The sequence below is a fragment of the Wolbachia endosymbiont (group A) of Philonthus cognatus genome (genome assembly GCF_947251755.1).
Classification (GTDB): domain Bacteria; phylum Pseudomonadota; class Alphaproteobacteria; order Rickettsiales; family Anaplasmataceae; genus Wolbachia; species Wolbachia pipientis.
Map to the genome: position 1 here is coordinate 1687102 of NZ_OX366388.1, position 17424 is coordinate 1704525.

At 34.9% G+C, this 17424-nt stretch carries 16 protein-coding genes and 2 pseudogenes; 10 read left to right on the plus strand and 8 right to left on the minus strand.

The window, feature by feature from the left end; translation table 11 throughout:
- Positions 1 to 45 precede the first annotated feature (45 nt).
- Positions 46 to 878, plus strand: a pseudogene (locus OPR21_RS07845) (IS5 family transposase).
- Here the strand turns inward: OPR21_RS07845 and OPR21_RS07850 are convergent.
- Entirely contained in the window at positions 853 to 2328 is a 1476-nt protein-coding gene (locus OPR21_RS07850) for a hypothetical protein (protein WP_265029927.1), read from the minus strand. The pseudogene OPR21_RS07845 and the gene OPR21_RS07850 sit on opposite strands and share 26 nt — an antisense overlap.
- Positions 2329 to 2463: 135 nt before the next feature.
- Between OPR21_RS07850 and OPR21_RS07855 the strand changes: the two genes are divergently transcribed.
- Together OPR21_RS07855 and OPR21_RS07860 are read left to right on the plus strand one after the other, a co-directional pair.
- Positions 2464 to 3738, plus strand: a complete 1275-nt coding sequence (locus tag OPR21_RS07855; RefSeq protein ID WP_010082345.1) for an APC family permease — start codon at positions 2464 to 2466, stop codon at positions 3736 to 3738.
- A gap of 276 nt (positions 3739 to 4014) precedes the next feature.
- Complete coding sequence (locus OPR21_RS07860; RefSeq protein WP_265029812.1) at positions 4015 to 4971, plus strand: IS5 family transposase; 957 nt, start codon at positions 4015 to 4017, stop codon at positions 4969 to 4971.
- Between the two features lie 2 nt (positions 4972 to 4973).
- Here the strand turns inward: OPR21_RS07860 and OPR21_RS07865 are convergent, their stop codons facing one another.
- Both OPR21_RS07865 and OPR21_RS07870 read right to left on the minus strand, forming a co-directional pair.
- Positions 4974 to 5096, minus strand: a complete 123-nt coding sequence (locus tag OPR21_RS07865) for a hypothetical protein (RefSeq protein ID WP_265029928.1) — start codon at positions 5094 to 5096, stop codon at positions 4974 to 4976.
- 35 nt (positions 5097 to 5131) lie between these two features.
- The gene (locus tag OPR21_RS07870) at positions 5132 to 5599 is read right to left on the minus strand and encodes a hypothetical protein (protein WP_265029929.1); all 468 of its coding nucleotides are present in this window, start codon (positions 5597 to 5599) and stop codon (positions 5132 to 5134) included.
- Between the two features lie 140 nt (positions 5600 to 5739).
- Between OPR21_RS07870 and OPR21_RS07875 the strand changes: the two genes are divergently transcribed.
- A complete protein-coding gene (locus OPR21_RS07875) occupies positions 5740 to 6774 on the plus strand; it encodes an aspartate-semialdehyde dehydrogenase (protein WP_012673309.1) in 1035 nt (344 codons plus the stop codon).
- Between the two features lie 452 nt (positions 6775 to 7226).
- Here the strand turns inward: OPR21_RS07875 and OPR21_RS07880 are convergent, their stop codons facing one another.
- The gene (locus OPR21_RS07880; protein ID WP_265029812.1) at positions 7227 to 8183 is read right to left on the minus strand and encodes an IS5 family transposase; all 957 of its coding nucleotides are present in this window, start codon (positions 8181 to 8183) and stop codon (positions 7227 to 7229) included.
- A 501-nt stretch (positions 8184 to 8684) separates the two neighbouring features.
- A complete protein-coding gene (locus OPR21_RS07885) occupies positions 8685 to 9185 on the minus strand; it encodes a Smr/MutS family protein (RefSeq protein ID WP_236514444.1) in 501 nt (166 codons plus the stop codon).
- 92 nt (positions 9186 to 9277) lie between these two features.
- Here OPR21_RS07885 and rlmB point away from each other — a divergent pair, with 92 nt between their 5' ends.
- The 5 genes from rlmB to OPR21_RS07910 all read left to right on the plus strand — a co-directional run bounded on the left by rlmB (position 9278) and on the right by OPR21_RS07910 (position 14002).
- The gene (gene rlmB, locus OPR21_RS07890; RefSeq protein WP_236514443.1) at positions 9278 to 10042 is read left to right on the plus strand and encodes a 23S rRNA (guanosine(2251)-2'-O)-methyltransferase RlmB; all 765 of its coding nucleotides are present in this window, start codon (positions 9278 to 9280) and stop codon (positions 10040 to 10042) included.
- 79 nt (positions 10043 to 10121) lie between these two features.
- Positions 10122 to 10844 (plus strand): Bax inhibitor-1/YccA family protein, encoded by a 723-nt coding sequence (locus OPR21_RS07895; RefSeq protein ID WP_010962942.1) that lies wholly within the window; start codon positions 10122 to 10124, stop codon positions 10842 to 10844.
- Positions 10845 to 11381: a cytochrome c oxidase assembly protein gene (locus tag OPR21_RS07900; protein WP_006279376.1), complete on the plus strand. Its 537-nt coding sequence runs from the start codon at positions 10845 to 10847 to the stop codon at positions 11379 to 11381.
- Between the two features lie 170 nt (positions 11382 to 11551).
- Complete coding sequence (locus OPR21_RS07905) at positions 11552 to 12538, plus strand: quinone oxidoreductase family protein (RefSeq protein ID WP_236514441.1); 987 nt, start codon at positions 11552 to 11554, stop codon at positions 12536 to 12538.
- A gap of 495 nt (positions 12539 to 13033) precedes the next feature.
- Positions 13034 to 14002, plus strand: coding sequence for an IS110 family RNA-guided transposase (locus OPR21_RS07910; RefSeq protein ID WP_236514440.1), 969 nt, complete (start codon positions 13034 to 13036; stop codon positions 14000 to 14002).
- 83 nt (positions 14003 to 14085) lie between these two features.
- Here OPR21_RS07910 and OPR21_RS07915 read toward each other — a convergent pair whose 3' ends face one another.
- Both OPR21_RS07915 and OPR21_RS07920 read right to left on the minus strand, forming a co-directional pair.
- Complete coding sequence (locus OPR21_RS07915; RefSeq protein WP_265029893.1) at positions 14086 to 15042, minus strand: IS5 family transposase; 957 nt, start codon at positions 15040 to 15042, stop codon at positions 14086 to 14088.
- Positions 15027 to 15158, minus strand: a complete 132-nt coding sequence (locus OPR21_RS07920) for a hypothetical protein (protein ID WP_265029930.1) — start codon at positions 15156 to 15158, stop codon at positions 15027 to 15029. The genes OPR21_RS07915 and OPR21_RS07920 overlap by 16 nt, the downstream gene beginning before the upstream one ends.
- Before the next feature lie 123 nt (positions 15159 to 15281).
- Here OPR21_RS07920 and OPR21_RS07925 point away from each other — a divergent pair.
- Positions 15282 to 16263, plus strand: a pseudogene (locus OPR21_RS07925) (IS4 family transposase); the annotation flags it as partial.
- Between the two features lie 208 nt (positions 16264 to 16471).
- Here the strand turns inward: OPR21_RS07925 and OPR21_RS07930 are convergent.
- Positions 16472 to 17419 (minus strand): IS110 family RNA-guided transposase, encoded by a 948-nt coding sequence (locus OPR21_RS07930; protein WP_209472550.1) that lies wholly within the window; start codon positions 17417 to 17419, stop codon positions 16472 to 16474.
- Between the last annotated feature and the right edge of the window lie 5 nt (positions 17420 to 17424).

A 17424-nucleotide genomic window follows, 5' to 3' on the forward strand; every position in this document is an offset into this window, starting at 1 on the left:
ACAAGTAAAAGGCTATAATATCTGAAATTTTAGTACGGGGTAAAGATGAGAAAAAAGTATCCAACAGATCTAAGCGAAAGGGAATGGGCAAGAATAGAAAAACACTTCAGAGTATCATACAAGAAAGGAGGAAGGCCGCCAAAGTATAGCAAAAGAGAAATATTAGAAGCAATTTTCTATGTATTGCGTACAGGGTGTCAATGGCGGTATTTACCAAATGATTTTCCGCTATGGAAGACTGTGTATGAGCAGTTCAGGCAATGGAAGAAGCAGGGAATTTTTGAGAAAATGAATTATGAAATTACAAAATATAGTAGAAGAAAAATAGGAAGGAATGAGCAGCCGAGTGCCTGTATAGTAGATAGTCAATCTGTAAAGACTACAGAAAAGGGGGGATCAAAGGCTATGATGGAAGTAAAAAAGTAAAGGGTAGAAAAAGGCATATAATTACAGACACTCAGGGTTTTATACTAGGTTGTTACGTAGGCGCTGCTAACGAAAATGATAGAGATGGTATTAAAATAGCATTAAACAATATGAGAACAAAATATACTAAAGTTAAAAAAATGTGGGCTGACATGGGATACCAAGGAAGAAATTTAAAGAATCACATAAAGGAAGAATATGACATAGATATTGAAATTGTTACAAGGCCTCCATGTAGATTTTGGGTGCACAAAGATACGCCACCTGAGCTACTACCAACAAGAGAACAAGGGTTTAAAGTACAGCCAAGAAGATGGGTTGTAGAAAGGACTTTTGCTTGGGTTAATAGGAATAGAAGGCTATCGAAGGAGTATGATTTACTCACAACATCCACTGAGAATTTCATATACCTAGCTATGAGTAGGGTTATGTTAAAGAGGGAATATGCTTGAATTTACTAGTTTCCGGACAACCTCTTACTCTTTCAAGATAAGTAGGTGGTTCTGCAGGGATTTCTATTTCATCTATTTTAGAATATATTGCCGCGTCTACGACTTCATCCGTTATTAACTCCCTTAACCTTTGTTTTATCTGCCCTCTCTGAATATGCTCCCCATAGTCGTTATAAAACTTTACATATAATTCCTTAAACACGAATTCTTTTATAGCATCTCTTGTATAAGAAATGCCGTCCTTTACTTCATCACTCACGTTGCTCAAATCCACCCCAGAACTTGGTGAATACAAATTATCAAAATTTTCTTTCAAAACTTTTATTTTATGGTAGTGCTTATCCACATATTTCTCAAGAAATCTTTTAGTAGCATTACCAGCCAACTTCCCCATTAGCTGAGGCTCCAGTTGAGCTGCAAAGTTGTTTTCTGCTTCAAGGCCACTTAATGCATAAATAATACGGAGAAGCATTCCAGGACCACATTGGCGGTTACTTTCTTCAAAGCGAACCAGTAATATAGATTTCAATAGTTCTACGTCTGCATTTTGCTCTCTTGCCGCAATTAAAACTAAATTTATAGCCTGTGTCAATGTCAATCCGGTTTGTGAATCTACCCAATTTACCCACTCCCCAGTTTCATAACTATCCAATCTTAGATAAGGTTCTATCATTCGTTTTTGCTGACTTGTTAAACCGCTTATATAACTTTTAAACTCTTCATCCAACTCATTTAACGGCGTACCATGTTCTTCCTTTAATTTTTTGGCACATTCAATAACGCTTTGCTGAAAACTTCTAGTATGAACGCTCTGACTACTAGTACCCACATCACTTACATTAAACAAAAAGCTTAGCTGCTTTACATTCAAACCCAAAGGTGAAAAGAGTTTTACTGATGGATATTTTATTAACTCAAGAAGTGCTACTGGAATTAGCAGTGCATAATTTAACAATAATAAACCAAAATTAAATATAAGAAACCCACGTAGAGCTGATACCTTTGATGCAATATACAAAAATGGAAGCTGTAGGTAATATATCAAGTGTATACTGAAGAATAAGATTTTGTCCTTTAATTTTATTGTTGGATCTTTATAAACCTCAAACAACATGCTATTGCTATCAATATTGTTGTTTTTAAAGGAGGTATAGTTGTTTATGATCTTCTCTTGCAAGGGAAGAAGCATTTTATTCAGGCAAATAAACGCAGCAATAACAATAAAACCTGTAGCCAAAAATGCTAGTGCAGGGCTAGAAGTGCTTGTAGATAAATAGGCATAAAGACCATCAACAATTAAGTTTTTGTATAATCTTTCAAAGGGACGAACTAGAATCGGGTCAAGGATATAGTTAACAAGAAGATTTAAATAATACACGAGAAACAAAAGTGCAATCAAAAATGCAATAATACTACAAACAATCAAAAATGCTTTTAATCTCGGATTCATAACCCCCTCTTAATAATCTGTTAATATAATCTATTTTAGGAATAAATTGAAAAAAATGCAAGTTTTTATGTTAAAAGATCAATTGAAATTTCTGAGTTTAGGGTATATTGTTAATCTATTTAGATAAGAATTATTGTGTCAAATAAAATAGGTTTTTGGGCTATTTTTGCCTTAGTGATTAGCAGCCAAATTGGCTCTGGAATTTTTATGCTTCCAATTAGCCTTGCTCCATATGGCATGTATAGCCTTATAAGCTGGATAATATCAGGGCTTGGTGCTATATCTCTTGCTTTAGTTTTTGCCTCACTCTGCGCAAAATTTCCGGAAACGGGTGGCCCTCACGTCTATGTAAAGCATGCTTTTGGCCCTGCTGCAGCTTTTTTTGTTGGTTGGACGTATTGGGTGATCTCATGGGTTAGCACAACAGCCGTAATAGTTGTGGGTGTTGGTTATCTTACACCATTTTTCCATGAAGATATTCAAAACGTACATCTGTTTTTAGAGATGTTATTACTTACAATTATTACACTAATAAATTTTAGAGGAGTAGCTACTGCTGGACGTGTTGAGTTTTTATTGACGGTGATAAAAATTTCTGTATTGCTTGTAATACCTATAGCAGCATTGTTTTTTTTTGATAGAAATAACTTCATCATAAGTGAAGAAATATCAAATCTTACAACATCGCAGATTCTTGCCCGTTCTACACTTATTACTCTATGGGGTTTTATTGGAGTTGAATTGGCAACAGCACCTGCAGGGTCAGTTGATAATCCAGCTAGAACAATACCAAGAGCTGTGGTACTTGGAACAATCTCTGTTGCTGTTGTGTATTTTATCAACAATCTTGCAATTATGGGATTAATAAATGGCAATGATTTAGCAAGTTCAAGAGCACCATATGTTGACGCAATAAAAATTATGGCCTCTGGCAATTGGCACTTGATTATTTCTATAACTGCGTTCATTTTTTGTGTTGGTACTTTAAACGCTTGGGTACTAGCTAGTGGACAAGTGGCCCTTGGCCTTGCAAAAGATAAACTGATGCCACAGTTTTTTGCTCAAAGAAACAAGCACGGTTCTCCTTTCTGGGGCATAACAACTAGCTCAGTTGGAACTGCAACTTTACTAATCCTCACTTCAAGCAACAATTTTGCTAAGCAGATCACATCAATTATCGACTTTTCTGTAGTTTCATTTTTATTTGTTTACCTTGCATGCAGTCTTGCTTTTCTCAAAGTTATTGTGCAAGAAAAGAGTTGTTACAAATTTTTAATTGGCAGTATAGCAACAACCTTTTGCTGCTGGGTAATATTTGAAACTTCTGTGAATACCTTGCTGATCGCAAGCTTATTCACTGCAAGTGGCGTACCTCTTTATTTATTTTGGTATCGCAGAGTTTCTGTATAGCAAATGTTATGTATCTGTTCAGCAGAGTGGCAAAATAAGGTAGACGAGAAAAGACAACTATAGGAAGAAATGGGTGTCATGCCAGTGCGTGACACTGGCATCCAGTTCTTTCGCGCAGTTCCATCAAAAACGTTGTAAAGGATTAATCGCTTTCGTGTTTACCAACTTAGTGCCCAATCTGGATCCCAGTGGGCTTTGTTGCATAGCAACTGAAAAATCTGGTGGCTACTGACAAAATTCATTATAAAATAGCCATTTAACCTTGAAAGAAAAAATATGCCACAAAAAATGAGGGTCAGTAACCATAGCGAATATAACAAATTTCTAGAAAAAAGAGGAAATATTTTTCATTATATCAACGAAGCCATAGAAAAGTGGTACGAGAATGGTCCAAAAATACCAGGTGGCAACAATATTTATAGCGATAAAGTTGTAATTTTGGTGCACATAATAACTTGTTTATTTAGAATAGGCCTGAGGCAAACAGTTGGGTTTATAGCAGGATACCTTGAGCAAATTGGGAAAAATTTGCAAGTTATCAGCTATTCACAATCATCAAGAAGGTTTAAGAAACTCAATATTAAGATCAATGATTGCAGAATTGATAAAAATAATATGGAAGATATCGAAATTGCTATAGACAGTACAGGAATTAGTATATACAACAACACTCCTGGTCATAGCAAAGAAAATAGCGAAGATAGAAAGTATCGCAGCTATGAACAGACAAGAAAATTGCATGTAATGTTGAATACAAACAGCAAAAAAGCCATAGCTGTAAAATACAGTAACGGTGTCTACTCTGATCACTATGGAGCTTGTGATTTGCTAAAAGAAGTCGATTTTCAGTATGTCATAAAAGTACTATATGCAGATAGGGCATATGACAGAGAAAAGCTCTATAAGCTGTGTAATCAATATGGTATAAAAACGAAAATTCCTCCGAAAAACAACGCAGCAGAGCATCCAAAATTGGATTATATGCTTGATAGAAATGCCGCTATTCAGTTAATGAAATTACATGGTGAGAATGGTATAAAAAGATGGAAAGAAGAAGTAAATTACGGAAAAAGATCGTATATTGAAGGATTTTTCTCAAGGTTGAAGCGAATATTTGGGTTTAGTTTTAGGAGCAAATCTGAAATTAATCGTGAGAAGGAACTGCTACTCAAGTGTTATTTGCTTAACAAATTTACTGAAATAGGCATGGCTAAGTTTGAGATAGCTTCATGAATTTATTGTACGTTACCTACTATCCGAAGAGCGATGCAACAAAGCCATCCCAGTGTCACGCACTGGGATGACAAGAAAGGGAGCACTGGAATTTTTGTTTCAATATTTGTACATAAGCCATGCATCTGAACAGATACAATGTTATAACTAGAGATAATTTTTAAATGATTGATATGTATGAACTACGACTTTTCTTGTTGTCCACTTGTTCAACATTACCCTTCTCAAGTTTACTATCTACTTCTTTTGTGTGTTCATCATCTATACTAGTTTCATCTTTTATCTTACTAGGGTAATCTTCCTGCGATTTTTTATATGCTTCCATGTTGTCATATATAGGGTTACTGATGATTTCTATTTTTTCAGGTGTGAAAATCCTTGCTAAAAATCTCCTTATTATTGGTATTGACCTTAAGAGATCTCTTAGCTTTGAAGATTCTTGTCTTTTGTTTAGAGACTGTTGGTCTATTTTAGAGGTTTTTACACCATACTTTTTATCATCAAAATTTATTGTAGGCTTTCTTTTATTCGAAAGAACACTTTGGGCCTTTGATCCATTGGTTCCTTCAGGCCCTTGAGGTGTAGAAATTGCAGGTTTAACCTTAGTTTCATCGTATTCCTTACTCATCTTTCATTTCATTATGTAATATTACTAATATTGCATAATAATAGCTAAATTACAATTAATTGCAAGGTAAAAATATTAAAACAATTGTAAATTTTGTCAGTAAAAATATAATAGAACTTTGAAATTAGAGGTTCATCTATATGGGATACAAAATTGCTGTTATTGGAGCAACCGGAAGAGTAGGGCGTGAGGTATTAAGCACGCTTGCTGAATTTCAAGATGAGGCGATAGATTGCGTTATTGCACTTGCATCGAAAAAATCAGAAGGGAAGAAGGTGAGCTTTGGTGACAAAGAGTTAACAGTTTTATGCCTTGAGGATTATGACTTCGTTGGAACTAATGTAGCCATTTTCTGTGCTGGATCTCATGTTTCTGAAGAGTATGTACCAATTGCAACACAGGCTGGATGCATCGTGATAGATAACAGTTCCCATTTTAGAATGAAAGAGGGTGTGCCACTCATTATTCCAGAGATTAATAAAGAAAAAATTATGGAATATAAAAACCACAACATAATATCCAATCCAAACTGTACTACAATACAGATGCTGCTAGTACTACATCTATTACACCAAAAAGCAAAAATAAAGAGAATCGTTGCTTCAACTTATCAATCAACTTCTGGTGCAGGCAAAGCAGCAATGGATGAGCTCTATGACCAGACAAAAAAAATCTTTATGAACGAAGCTAAAAAACCCAAGATATTCTCTAAGCAAATAGCATTCAATTGCATTCCCCATGTAGGAGAATTCATGGAAAATGGTTCTACAGAAGAGGAATGGAAAATGCAAGAGGAGACAAAAAAAATTTTAGAGGAAGATATAAAAGTTACTGCAACTTGTGTAAGGGTACCCGTCTTTATCGGTCACGCTATGGCAGTAAATGTGGAATTTGATCAACATATCACTGAAGAACAAGCTCGTGAAGTGCTAAGTGAAGCCGAAGATAGTGGAGTTTTAGTGTACAACAGGCGTGAAGATAGTGAATACATAACTCAAATTGATGTTGTACAGGAGAATGCTGTATATGTATCGCGTATTAGAAGAGACAATACTGTTGAGCACGGATTAAATATGTGGATAGTGGCTGACAACCTGCGCAAAGGCGCAGCATTAAATATAGTGCAGATTCTTGAGATTTTGATAAGAGAGCATTTGTCAATCAAGTGCATATAGAGCGCACGTACGTTGTAATTCGAAGGAAATTTGTATACCACATGGCAGCGCGTGACGCTGGAATGGCTTTGTTGCATCGCTACTTATGAAAGGCTAACTATAATTAGGATTATAAGCAACTTATTGAAAATCTTGTTTTTTTTGCAATCAATCTGATCAAATTTAAGAATAGTAACTTGTTATTTATATTAATAAATTTAATTCTATTGAAAATAGCTAAAGCATTGAAATTCTTGAATTTTAGCCGGATTAGTGAGTGGTAGTGAAATTTCTTTTACTCAAATTTAGGTATTCACTGACCGTTCTTGTTATAAATACCAGAATAATAAGCTACTGATATTCTCCACCTTTTTTATCTTTAATCCATCATAGCTAGCGATGCAACAAAGCCGGCTGGATTCCAGTGGGCTTTGTTGCATCGCTCTTCGGATAGTAGGTAACGTACAATAAATTCATGAAGCTATCTCAAACTTAGCCATGCCTATTTCAGTAAATTTGTTAAGCAAATAACACTTGAGTAGCAGTTCCTTCTCACGATTAATTTCAGATTTGCTCCTAAAACTAAACCCAAATATTCGCTTCAACCTTGAGAAAAATCCTTCAATATACGATCTTTTTCCGTAATTTACTTCTTCTTTCCATCTTTTTATACCATTCTCACCATGTAATTTCATTAACTGAATAGCGGCATTTCTATCAAGCATATAATCCAATTTTGGATGCTCTGCTGCGTTGTTTTTCGGAGGAATTTTCGTTTTTATACCATATTGATTACACAGCTTATAGAGCTTTTCTCTGTCATATGCCCTATCTGCATATAGTACTTTTATGACATACTGAAAATCGACTTCTTTTAGCAAATCACAAGCTCCATAGTGATCAGAGTAGACACCGTTACTGTATTTTACAGCTATGGCTTTTTTGCTGTTTGTATTCAACATTACATGCAATTTTCTTGTCTGTTCATAGCTGCGATACTTTCTATCTTCGCTATTTTCTTTGCTATGACCAGGAGTGTTGTTGTATATACTAATTCCTGTACTGTCTATAGCAATTTCGATATCTTCCATATTATTTTTATCAATTCTGCAATCATTGATCTTAATATTGAGTTTCTTAAACCTTCTTGATGATTGTGAATAGCTGATAACTTGCAAATTTTTCCCAATTTGCTCAAGGTATCCTGCTATAAACCCAACTGTTTGCCTCAGGCCTATTCTAAATAAACAAGTTATTATGTGCACCAAAATTACAACTTTATCGCTATAAATATTGTTGCCACCTGGTATTTTTGGACCATTCTCGTACCACTTTTCTATGGCTTCGTTGATATAATGAAAAATATTTCCTCTTTTTTCTAGAAATTTGTTATATTCGCTATGGTTACTGACCCTCATTTTTTGTGGCATATTTTTTCTTTCAAGGTTAAATGGCTATTTTATAATGAATTTTGTCAGTAGCCACCAGATTTTTCAGTTGCTATGCAACAAAGCCATTCCAGTGTCAAGCACTGGAATGACACCATTTGCTGTGCAGTTTACCTTCAAAAATGAATGTTCGTACAGCTATGGAATAAATCGCGGTATGACGGTTCGCAGCGGTATAGTAACTCGTCACCCCGCTACTTGTTAGCGGCTGAGATACCGCGGCGGTATGACGTAGAAGCTATACTTTTATACTCACCAACTCAGTATCCAATCTGGATCCAAGTAGTCAAGCTATTCGGATGACACCCTCATAAAGTGAAATGAGATCCCGCTAACACGTAGCGGGATGACGGGAAAAGAGGTACTGGGAGACATCCTTCCTGGTAGACCCAAATCACAATGTTCGCACAGTTGTGCGTCACGCGCTGCCGAACACTGTATGGCTATACAAGAAAAATTAAGGCTTAAAAGGAATTTTAAGTATCAGGACTCAAGGTTTTTATTCCTTCTTAATAAAACATAAAAAGCCCCTTTACCACCATGTTTTTTCGTAGCTTGTTGGTAGTATAGAACCATATGCTGGATTTTAGTGTCATTTAACCATTTATTTAAGTTACTCTTTATAGTGTCTGTTTTATTTGTTGCACTGCCGTATCCCGTAATTACCAATAAACATCTATTTCCTGCTCGATAATTTTTGATAATAAAATCTATCAATTTACAGTAAGCATCCTCTATATTATAGCCGTGCAAATCGAGCTTATCGCTTATAAAATATTTACCCCTATCAATCTTTGATTTTGTGTTGTAGTCAAGACAAAATGATGAGTTACTATTATTGGTATTAAGAAAATTCCCTTGTAAGTCGGAGGTACCTTTATCAACCATAGACTTTATATTTACTTTATGATCAACTTTCAAAGTAACTTTTCCACATTCTATTGGCTTAACATTTTTTTGCCAATCCAACTCATCGTCCGACATAAACGCATTAATCGAATTGTATAATTTTACAACAATATCCAAACATAGTAAAATGTTGCTTATTCTATAAAAACCCGATTTTCAATAATACGATGAAATCGTCAAAAACTAATGAGAATTTTTGGCTGTATGGAAAGCACACCTGCATGTCAGCACTGAAGAATAAAAATAGGCGGTGTATAGAACTGTTAGCAACAGAAAATTTCTATAGAGAGCACAAAAAAGAAATTAGGCAATGTGTAGACAGTAAGGGCATTAAAGTTCGATTAGTAGAAAACAAAATACTTAATGACGTTTTACCCAAAGGTGCTAACCATCAGGGAATTGCTTTAAATGTTGCCCCTATTCTTTATAACTTAAGCATTGAAGAAATAGCTGAAAGCTCAAACGACAGCTCTACTATAGTCATTTTAGATCAAGTCACTGACACGCACAATATTGGGTCGATTTTAAGAACTTCAGCTTGTTTTAATGTCAACGCATTGGTTTTACCACATAACCATTCACCGAGTGAAAATGCATCTATTGCAAAAGCAGCAAGTGGGGCTTTAGATATTGTTCCGCTAATATACGTTACAAATATAGTAAAAACTATGCAGTATTTAAAAAAGGTCGGCTACTGGTGTTACGGGTTTGATTGCAATGCTAAAGAAAATATAGATGAAATAAAGAGTCTTGAGAAAAAAAGAGTAATTATTTTTGGTTCTGAAGAGAAAGGAATGCGGAGGTTAGTTAAAGAAAATTGTGATTATCTTTTAAAGATCCCAATATCAAACGTAATTGACAGCTTAAATGTTTCAAATGCAGCAGCAATAGGCCTATATTCTATTTATATTAAAACAAATGCCAGCGCATAGCTGTTTATAATAAAAACACTTGATAAAAATGTGGTTTTATATTATAATGTGTTAAATAATGGACAAAAGGAGTTATATTATGTCTTATATGAGAAATGAACAGGATATTCGCTCTCAAGGCGTTTACTATAGCGCTGGGCTTAGAAGTTACCTAACTAAAGTATACAATTACATGGCTTTAGCTTTGGGCGTCACAGGGCTTGTTGCATTTTTAACAGTATTTTCTGGTCTTTTTCAAGTAATTTATTCTAATCCCGTTCTATCGCTTGTGGTAATGTTATCTCCGGTTGCATTGGTGTTCTACATGTCTTATAGAATTCAACACCTAAGTGCTCAGTCTGCCGTTACTATATTTTTCTCGTTCTCAGTGTTAATGGGGCTTTCCTTATCTTATGTTTTTATAGTTTATACTGCAGAAAATATAGCAAGGGCGTTTTTCATTACATCAATCATGTTTGGCTCTATGGCTTTATATGGCAATACTACAAAAAGAGATCTTACAAGTATGGGCTCTTTCTTGATTATGGGAGTTTGGGGGTTAATCATTGCGTCTATAGTAAATTTATTTCTTGGAAGTAGTCCTCTCCACTTTGCAATATCGTTCATATCAGTAATAGTCTTTACCTTAATGACTGCGTATGATGCTCAAAGAATCAAGGACGTTTATTATAAACATAATGACGGATCAGAAGTTGCTACTACTAAATTGGCAATACTCGGTGCAACTAATCTTTATTTTGACTTTATTAATATATTTCTCAATCTACTCAGGTTACTTAACTTGTTCAACAATAGGGATTAGATGTTTTCCTTTTTAAGGAAAGGCAGTAAGAATTCTATAGTTTTCTTTTTAGTATCTTTAGTTGTGTCGATGATATGTCTTGCATATGCATCGGTACCTCTATATAGCATTTTCTGTAAAGCTACTGGGTATGGTGGCACAATAAGAAAAGTAACTAACACAACAACAAATATAACTAACCAAAAGATCAGGGTCCATTTCAATGCTGATATAATGTCCGATCTACCTTGGGAGTTTAAATCAGAAACTAACTACGTTGACGTAAACATAGGAGAACAAAGTTTAGCGTTTTATTACGCAAAAAATCTATCTGATCAGCCTTCATTTGGAATGGCGGTGTATAACGTTACGCCTTTCAAAGCAGGTAAGTATTTCAATAAAATTGCATGCTTTTGTTTTGAAGAACAAATGTTGCTACCAAAACAAAAAGCAGCTATGCCCGTATCTTTTTATATAGATCCTGAGATAATGCTTGATAACAATACAAAAGATTTGAGCGAAATAACACTGTCATACACGTTTTTTAAGCTTAAGTAACAGAATGTTTGCAAACCATGTCATTTCAGTAATCAATAGGGTGTCATCCAAGTAGCTGACACTGGAATGACAGGAGGTAACGCAAGAAGTCTATTGATTGTGAAAACAATAACTTTGCAAAATATTAATTGTTAGATAACATAATCAAAGTTTTTGTCTTAATATTCATCATGGTTAGAGCTATACAAATTAAAAAAACTGGGGGACCAGAAGTATTAGAATTTGTAGATAAGAGCATAGGTGAGCCAAAAGGCGAGGAAGTCTTAGTGCGTCACACAACTATCGGCTTAAATCGTTATGATTTAGAGCACAGAAAAGGTACACGCAAAATTAAAAATTTACCATCAGTGCTTGGAGTGGAAGCAGTTGGGGTTATTGAAAAACTTGGTAAAAAAATCAGTGATGGATTCAAAGTTGGAGACAGAGTTGGATATTGCACAGCTCCTCCAGGGGCATATTGTGAAAAGCGCATTATACACCAGAAATATCTGATAAAAATTCCAGATGACATATCTGATGAAGTTGCTGCTGCAGTGCTGTTTAAAGGTATGACAGCTCACTATTTAGTTAATCAATCTTATAAAATCAGGCCTGGTGCTTTCGTGCTAGTTCATGGAGCTAATGGTGGCTTAGGGCAAATAATATGTCAATGGGCAAAGGATAAAAAAGGTGTAGTGATAGGTTCTGTAAGCTCTGATGAAAAAATGAAGATAGCTTTACAAAGTGGCTGCACATACGCAATAAACTACAATGATAAAGACTTCGTTTCTAAAATTATGGAGATTACGCAAAACAGAGGAGTAGGTGCAGTGTATGACCCCATAGGTTACGCTACAAGTAAGCTCTCTTTTGAATCTTTAGGCAGGTTCGGCATATACGTTTCCTATGGGCAGATATCAGGTAACGCTCCTATTAGTTTTTCTTTACTTAGTTCACGTTCGTTATTTGCAACAGGAACCTCAATATACCATTATAAGCATGATAGATTCACATTAGTGCTTACCACAATGGAAATCTTCGAGATGATAAGAAAAAAACTTTTAACTGTACGGATCAATAAAAAATATAAATTTGATGAAATAATTCAAGCACATCACGATATGGAAAATAGAAAAACGAGTGGGTTAAATATTATTAAAATCTCTCAAATAAATTAATAGTTAAAATTAACCATTCATTAAATTATATCAACTAGAATTTCACATATTTAATTCTCCTTTTGGGGGAATTAAAAGCATATAGCTAAACTGACTTAGGCTTACCGACGATTTGAAAAACCATCATTTCGCTACTCGTTAGCGGAATCTATACCGCGAATAGACTTCTTGCATAACCCAAATTAAGTAGAAAGAGGTATCATCCGAGTAGCTGACACTGGTTCCTTTATGACGGTAGTAGCCCCCCTTCTCCTGTCATTCCAGTGCTCTCTTCTTGTCATCCCAGTGCCCAGACACTTGTATCTTTATGATGTGAGGCATTAGAGCTAAAATACCTCACAGGGAGGGTGAAGCTGATGCGACACTAATGCCATTAAGCCAGATTTTGCTTCCCTCCCATAGAGTTAAAGACTGAACAGTATCTTTTGGAATTATATCCCGTATTACAAGGTTAGTCTAAACTCTCAGTTTATTTATAGTCTTGGAGGCAATTTTATGCAAGTAAATGCTATTTTGGGTGTGGATATTTCAAAAAAGAAATTTGATGTTTGTTTGTTAGTGGACAGTAAAAAACGACACAAAGTCTTTCAAAATAATCAAGATGGTTTTGCAAAACTTGTAGTTTGGTGCAATGGCCATGGAGCAAATCTTACTCATTTATGTCTTGAAGCAACTAGTTGGTATGGAGAAGATTTGGCTACTTTTATGCACGATTTAGGACATAATGTCAGTATAGTAAACCCAGCCCAAATCAAAGCTTTTGGCAAAAGTGAGCTGCTCAGAAATAAGACAGATAAATCAGATGCAGCTATGATAGCTAGATTTTGTATCGCCAACAAACCTGCTCTTTGGAAGCCCATTGCACCTGAAATGAGGCATTTGAGGGAGCTTTACCGTTGCATGCAATCGCTAAAAGATGATAAGGTGCAACAGACAAATCGCTTGGAAAACAAAAATATGCATTCCAGTTGCAAAGAAGCTATATCTAAAGTAATTTTGGCAATAGAGGAGCAAATTATTGTTCTCGAAAAAGAAATTAATGAGCATATAAATAACTATCCACATCTAAAAAATATGGTGGAAAACCTTAAGACTATAAAAGGTATAGGATATCTTACTGCTGTTGCTGTTGTCGCAGAAATGCCATCAGTTGATAACTTTGACAATGCTAAACAATTTACAGCTTTTGCTGGTCTAAATCCAGGACATTATCAATCGGGATCGTCAGTAAGTAAGAGAAGTTGCATATGCAAAATAGGATCTGAGCGTATTCGAAAAGCTCTTTATATGCCAGCTATAGTAGTCAAAAACCATAATAATCATTTTCAAAAGTTTTGTCAGCGTCTAGCAAGTAAAGGCAAATGTCCAAAAGTCATAGTTCTTGCGTTAATGCGAAAATTAATGCATGTCTTTTTTGGTATTCTTAAAAATAATCAACCATTTAATTGTAATTTTGTTGGATAATTTGTTTGACAGCAGAGACAGTATCTGGGATCCAGTTGGCTTTGTTGCATCGCTCTTCGGATAGTAGGTAACGTACAATAAATTCATGAAGCTATCTCAAACTTAGCCATGCCTATTTCAGTAAATTTGTTAAGCAAATAACACTTGAGTAGCAGTTCCTTCTCACGATTAATTTCAGATTTGCTCCTAAAACTAAACCCAAATGTCTTTTTTAATCGCGAGAAAAAACCTTCTATATAAGATCTTTTTCCATAACTCATCTCTTTTTTCCACTTCTTTATACCATCTTCATCATATGACTTTATGAGCTTGACTGCAGAATTTCTCTCAGCCATATAGTCTAACTTTGGATGCTCTGCTGCGTTGTTTTTCGGAGGAATTTTCGTTTTTATACCATATTGATTACACAGCTTATAGAGCTTTTCTCTGTCATATGCCCTATCTGCATATAGTACTTTTATGACATACTGAAAATCGACTTCTTTTAGCAAATCACAAGCTCCATAGTGATCAGAGTAGACACCGTTACTGTATTTTACAGCTATGGCTTTTTTGCTGTTTGTATTCAACATTACATGCAATTTTCTTGTCTGTTCATAGCTGCGATACTTTCTATCTTCGCTATTTTCTTTGCTATGACCAGGAGTGTTGTTGTATATACTAATTCCTGTACTGTCTATAGCAATTTCGATATCTTCCATATTATTTTTATCAATTCTGCAATCATTGATCTTAATATTGAGTTTCTTAAACCTTCTTGATGATTGTGAATAGCTGATAACTTGCAAATTTTTCCCAATTTGCTCAAGGTATCCTGCTATAAACCCAACTGTTTGCCTCAGGCCTATTCTAAATAAACAAGTTATTATGTGCACCAAAATTACAACTTTATCGCTATAAATATTGTTGCCACCTGGTATTTTTGGACCATTCTCGTACCACTTTTCTATGGCTTCGTTGATATAATGAAAAATATTTCCTCTTTTTTCTAGAAATTTGTTATATTCGCTATGGTTACTGACCCTCATTTTTTGTGGCATATTTTTTCTTCAACAGTTAAATCGCTATTTATAATGAATTTTGTCAGTAACTGCCAGTTCTTTTCACTTGAGCGATGCAACAAAGCCGATCCAGTTTCACCTTGTGATGGTGTCATGAAAGTAGCTGACACTGGTTTCCATCCAAGACGGTGTCATTCCTTACTATTACCCACAAATATAAATGTACTTATAAATAAAGTATTACAATATTAGAGTTTGCAAATATTGAGGGTATAAAAATGGCAAACGAGAGTAATGAATGGGCTAAAAATGAATTTGGAGATGCTGTACTTGGAGATAAAAGATTAACTGACCGATTAGTAAATATTGCTGACAGTTTGATAAGTTTACCTGAAAGCTCAATTAATGAGGCATGCGGAAGTTGGTCAGAAGCAAAAGCAGCATATCGTTTTTTTTAAAATGAGAACGTAAAAGAAGTCGATATTCTAGCTTCACACATTGATAAAACAGTTGAGAGAACAAAAGCTCACAAGAGGGTTCTTGTCATTCAAGATACCAGTTACATTGTATATAATAACCATAAAAAAACAAGCGGATTAGCAAATTTGTCCAGTTATGATACTGCAAAAGGTATTATAATGCATACAGCTCTTGCCGTTAGTATAGAAAGTTGGTACTAGGGATACTAGATCAAAAAGTTTATTCAAGACCTGAAGAAACTGAGAACCTTAAAAAAAAGAGCGATCGCATTGAAAATAAAGAAAGCGTAAAGTGGTTGGAAACTTTAAGAAAAACAAATAATATTATTGATCCAACTCAAACTGAGACTATAACTGTATGCGATAGAGAAGCAGATATATATGACTTTTTTGAGCTTGCACATAGTCTTAATTCGGCAGTGCTAGTTAGAGCATGCAGAGATAGAGCAGTAAATAGAAAATCTCGATATCCTGAAAAAGGTGAGCAGAAGTTATGGGCATTTATTAAATCCTCTCATTGTGCAGGTACGGTAGAAGTTGAAGTTCCTGTAAAAGATAATAAGCCAAAAAGAACAGCACGTTTGGAAGTTAGATTTGGAAAGTTTATGATGAATCCATCTAAGAATAATATTAGGCATAAGACGGAAGAACTACCTAAATTACCACTTTATGCAGTTTATGTTGTTGAGAAAACTCCCCTTCCCTTAAAAAAAAACCGCTAGAATGGATGCTATTAACGAATCTTTCAGTTAATACTTTCGATGAAGCTGTTGAAAAAATTAGTTGATATCAACTATGTTTTTTAAAAATTTTTTTATTTGTGTAATTTTGCAAATTATATGGGCAATAAAAACCCGTTTGTCATAGAAATAGAATTTTATATCAAACAGCTACCACAGCAATTTCTGCTTAAGCTAATGAATATGTGCTTTAAGTCTGTGTGGACGCACATATTCATTAGCCAATTTCAGTTACCGTTGTGAAGATTTTTAAGTATGCAAATTAATTGCTTCTTTAAGTCTTGTATTAGCAATTACTATAATTTTACGCATTAGGGCTGTTATAGCCACCATCTTCTTCTTACCACTTTCAACAAGCTTAGAATAAAAGGCGCCAAGTATAGATTTTGACCTTGTAGCAGCCATAGCGGCTGTAAAGAGCTTTGAACGAACGTTACTTCTACCACCTGTAATCCTTCGGTAACCAACAGCTTTACCACTTTCTTTTGGATGCGGTGCAACTCCGGCAAGACTTGCTACTTCTTTTCTATTTAAGTAACCAAGCTCTGGCATTAAACACAAAAAATCTTGTGATAACTTTTTACCTATTCCAGGAACTGTTTTAAGAATTTTTTGGCGTTGTTGTAATTCGCGGCTTTCATCAATAATCTTTTGTATAGTATCATTGAGTTCGTTTATTTGACTATCGAAAAACTCAATGGTCTTTTGACAGCTTTCTTTTATATGATCATTTTCCGGTGCTTCAAGTCTGCATTTTTCTTGAGTTCTCATTTGCGTAATATCATCACGACGTTGACAAAGTGCAGCCAAAGTTGATTGTTCTGTAGAGGTAGGTACAAATAGAGAGATAGTTCTATGGCGTTCAAATCCATATTGAGCAAGAGCTCTTGCATCTGATCTATCAGACTTTGCTAAAGTTCCGTGAGATAAAATAAAGCTTTTTACTTTACGAGTATTAGCTCGATGCACGGCAATATTTTTGTCGGTAAGAAAATGTGATAAGCCAAGCTCATATTTCCCTGTATTTTCTAAAGTCACTAAAGCATTAGGTAGAATATCTGAAAACTCTTGAAATAATTGTTGCCAACCAGAAGCATTATTATCAAATTCGACAGCATTCTTCTGTTTGTGAATTGCAACGACATTTTTAAATTTTCCGATGTCAATGCCAATAAAATTTTGATAAGATGTAACCATAATAA

Bases quoted from the DNA above. Each gene is read 5' to 3' on its own strand.
- OPR21_RS07885 (WP_236514444.1), bottom strand. From the start codon at position 9,185: ATGTCGGACGATGAGTTGGATTGGCAAAAAAATGTTAAGCCAATAGAA.
- OPR21_RS07880 (WP_265029812.1), bottom strand. From the start codon at position 8,183: ATGCCACAAAAAATGAGGGTCAGTAACCATAGCGAATATAACAAATTT.
- rlmB (WP_236514443.1), top strand. From the start codon at position 9,278: ATGAAATCGTCAAAAACTAATGAGAATTTTTGGCTGTATGGAAAGCAC.
- OPR21_RS07850 (WP_265029927.1), bottom strand. From the start codon at position 2,328: ATGAATCCGAGATTAAAAGCATTTTTGATTGTTTGTAGTATTATTGCA.
- OPR21_RS07905 (WP_236514441.1), top strand. From the start codon at position 11,552: ATGGTTAGAGCTATACAAATTAAAAAAACTGGGGGACCAGAAGTATTA.
- OPR21_RS07875 (WP_012673309.1), top strand. From the start codon at position 5,740: ATGGGATACAAAATTGCTGTTATTGGAGCAACCGGAAGAGTAGGGCGT.
- OPR21_RS07910 (WP_236514440.1), top strand. From the start codon at position 13,034: ATGCAAGTAAATGCTATTTTGGGTGTGGATATTTCAAAAAAGAAATTT.
- OPR21_RS07930 (WP_209472550.1), bottom strand. From the start codon at position 17,419: ATGGTTACATCTTATCAAAATTTTATTGGCATTGACATCGGAAAATTT.
- OPR21_RS07915 (WP_265029893.1), bottom strand. From the start codon at position 15,042: ATGCCACAAAAAATGAGGGTCAGTAACCATAGCGAATATAACAAATTT.
- OPR21_RS07860 (WP_265029812.1), top strand. From the start codon at position 4,015: ATGCCACAAAAAATGAGGGTCAGTAACCATAGCGAATATAACAAATTT.
- OPR21_RS07900 (WP_006279376.1), top strand. From the start codon at position 10,845: ATGTTTTCCTTTTTAAGGAAAGGCAGTAAGAATTCTATAGTTTTCTTT.
- OPR21_RS07920 (WP_265029930.1), bottom strand. From the start codon at position 15,158: ATGACACCATCACAAGGTGAAACTGGATCGGCTTTGTTGCATCGCTCA.
- OPR21_RS07865 (WP_265029928.1), bottom strand. From the start codon at position 5,096: ATGCATGGCTTATGTACAAATATTGAAACAAAAATTCCAGTGCTCCCT.
- OPR21_RS07870 (WP_265029929.1), bottom strand. From the start codon at position 5,599: ATGAGTAAGGAATACGATGAAACTAAGGTTAAACCTGCAATTTCTACA.
- OPR21_RS07895 (WP_010962942.1), top strand. From the start codon at position 10,122: ATGTCTTATATGAGAAATGAACAGGATATTCGCTCTCAAGGCGTTTAC.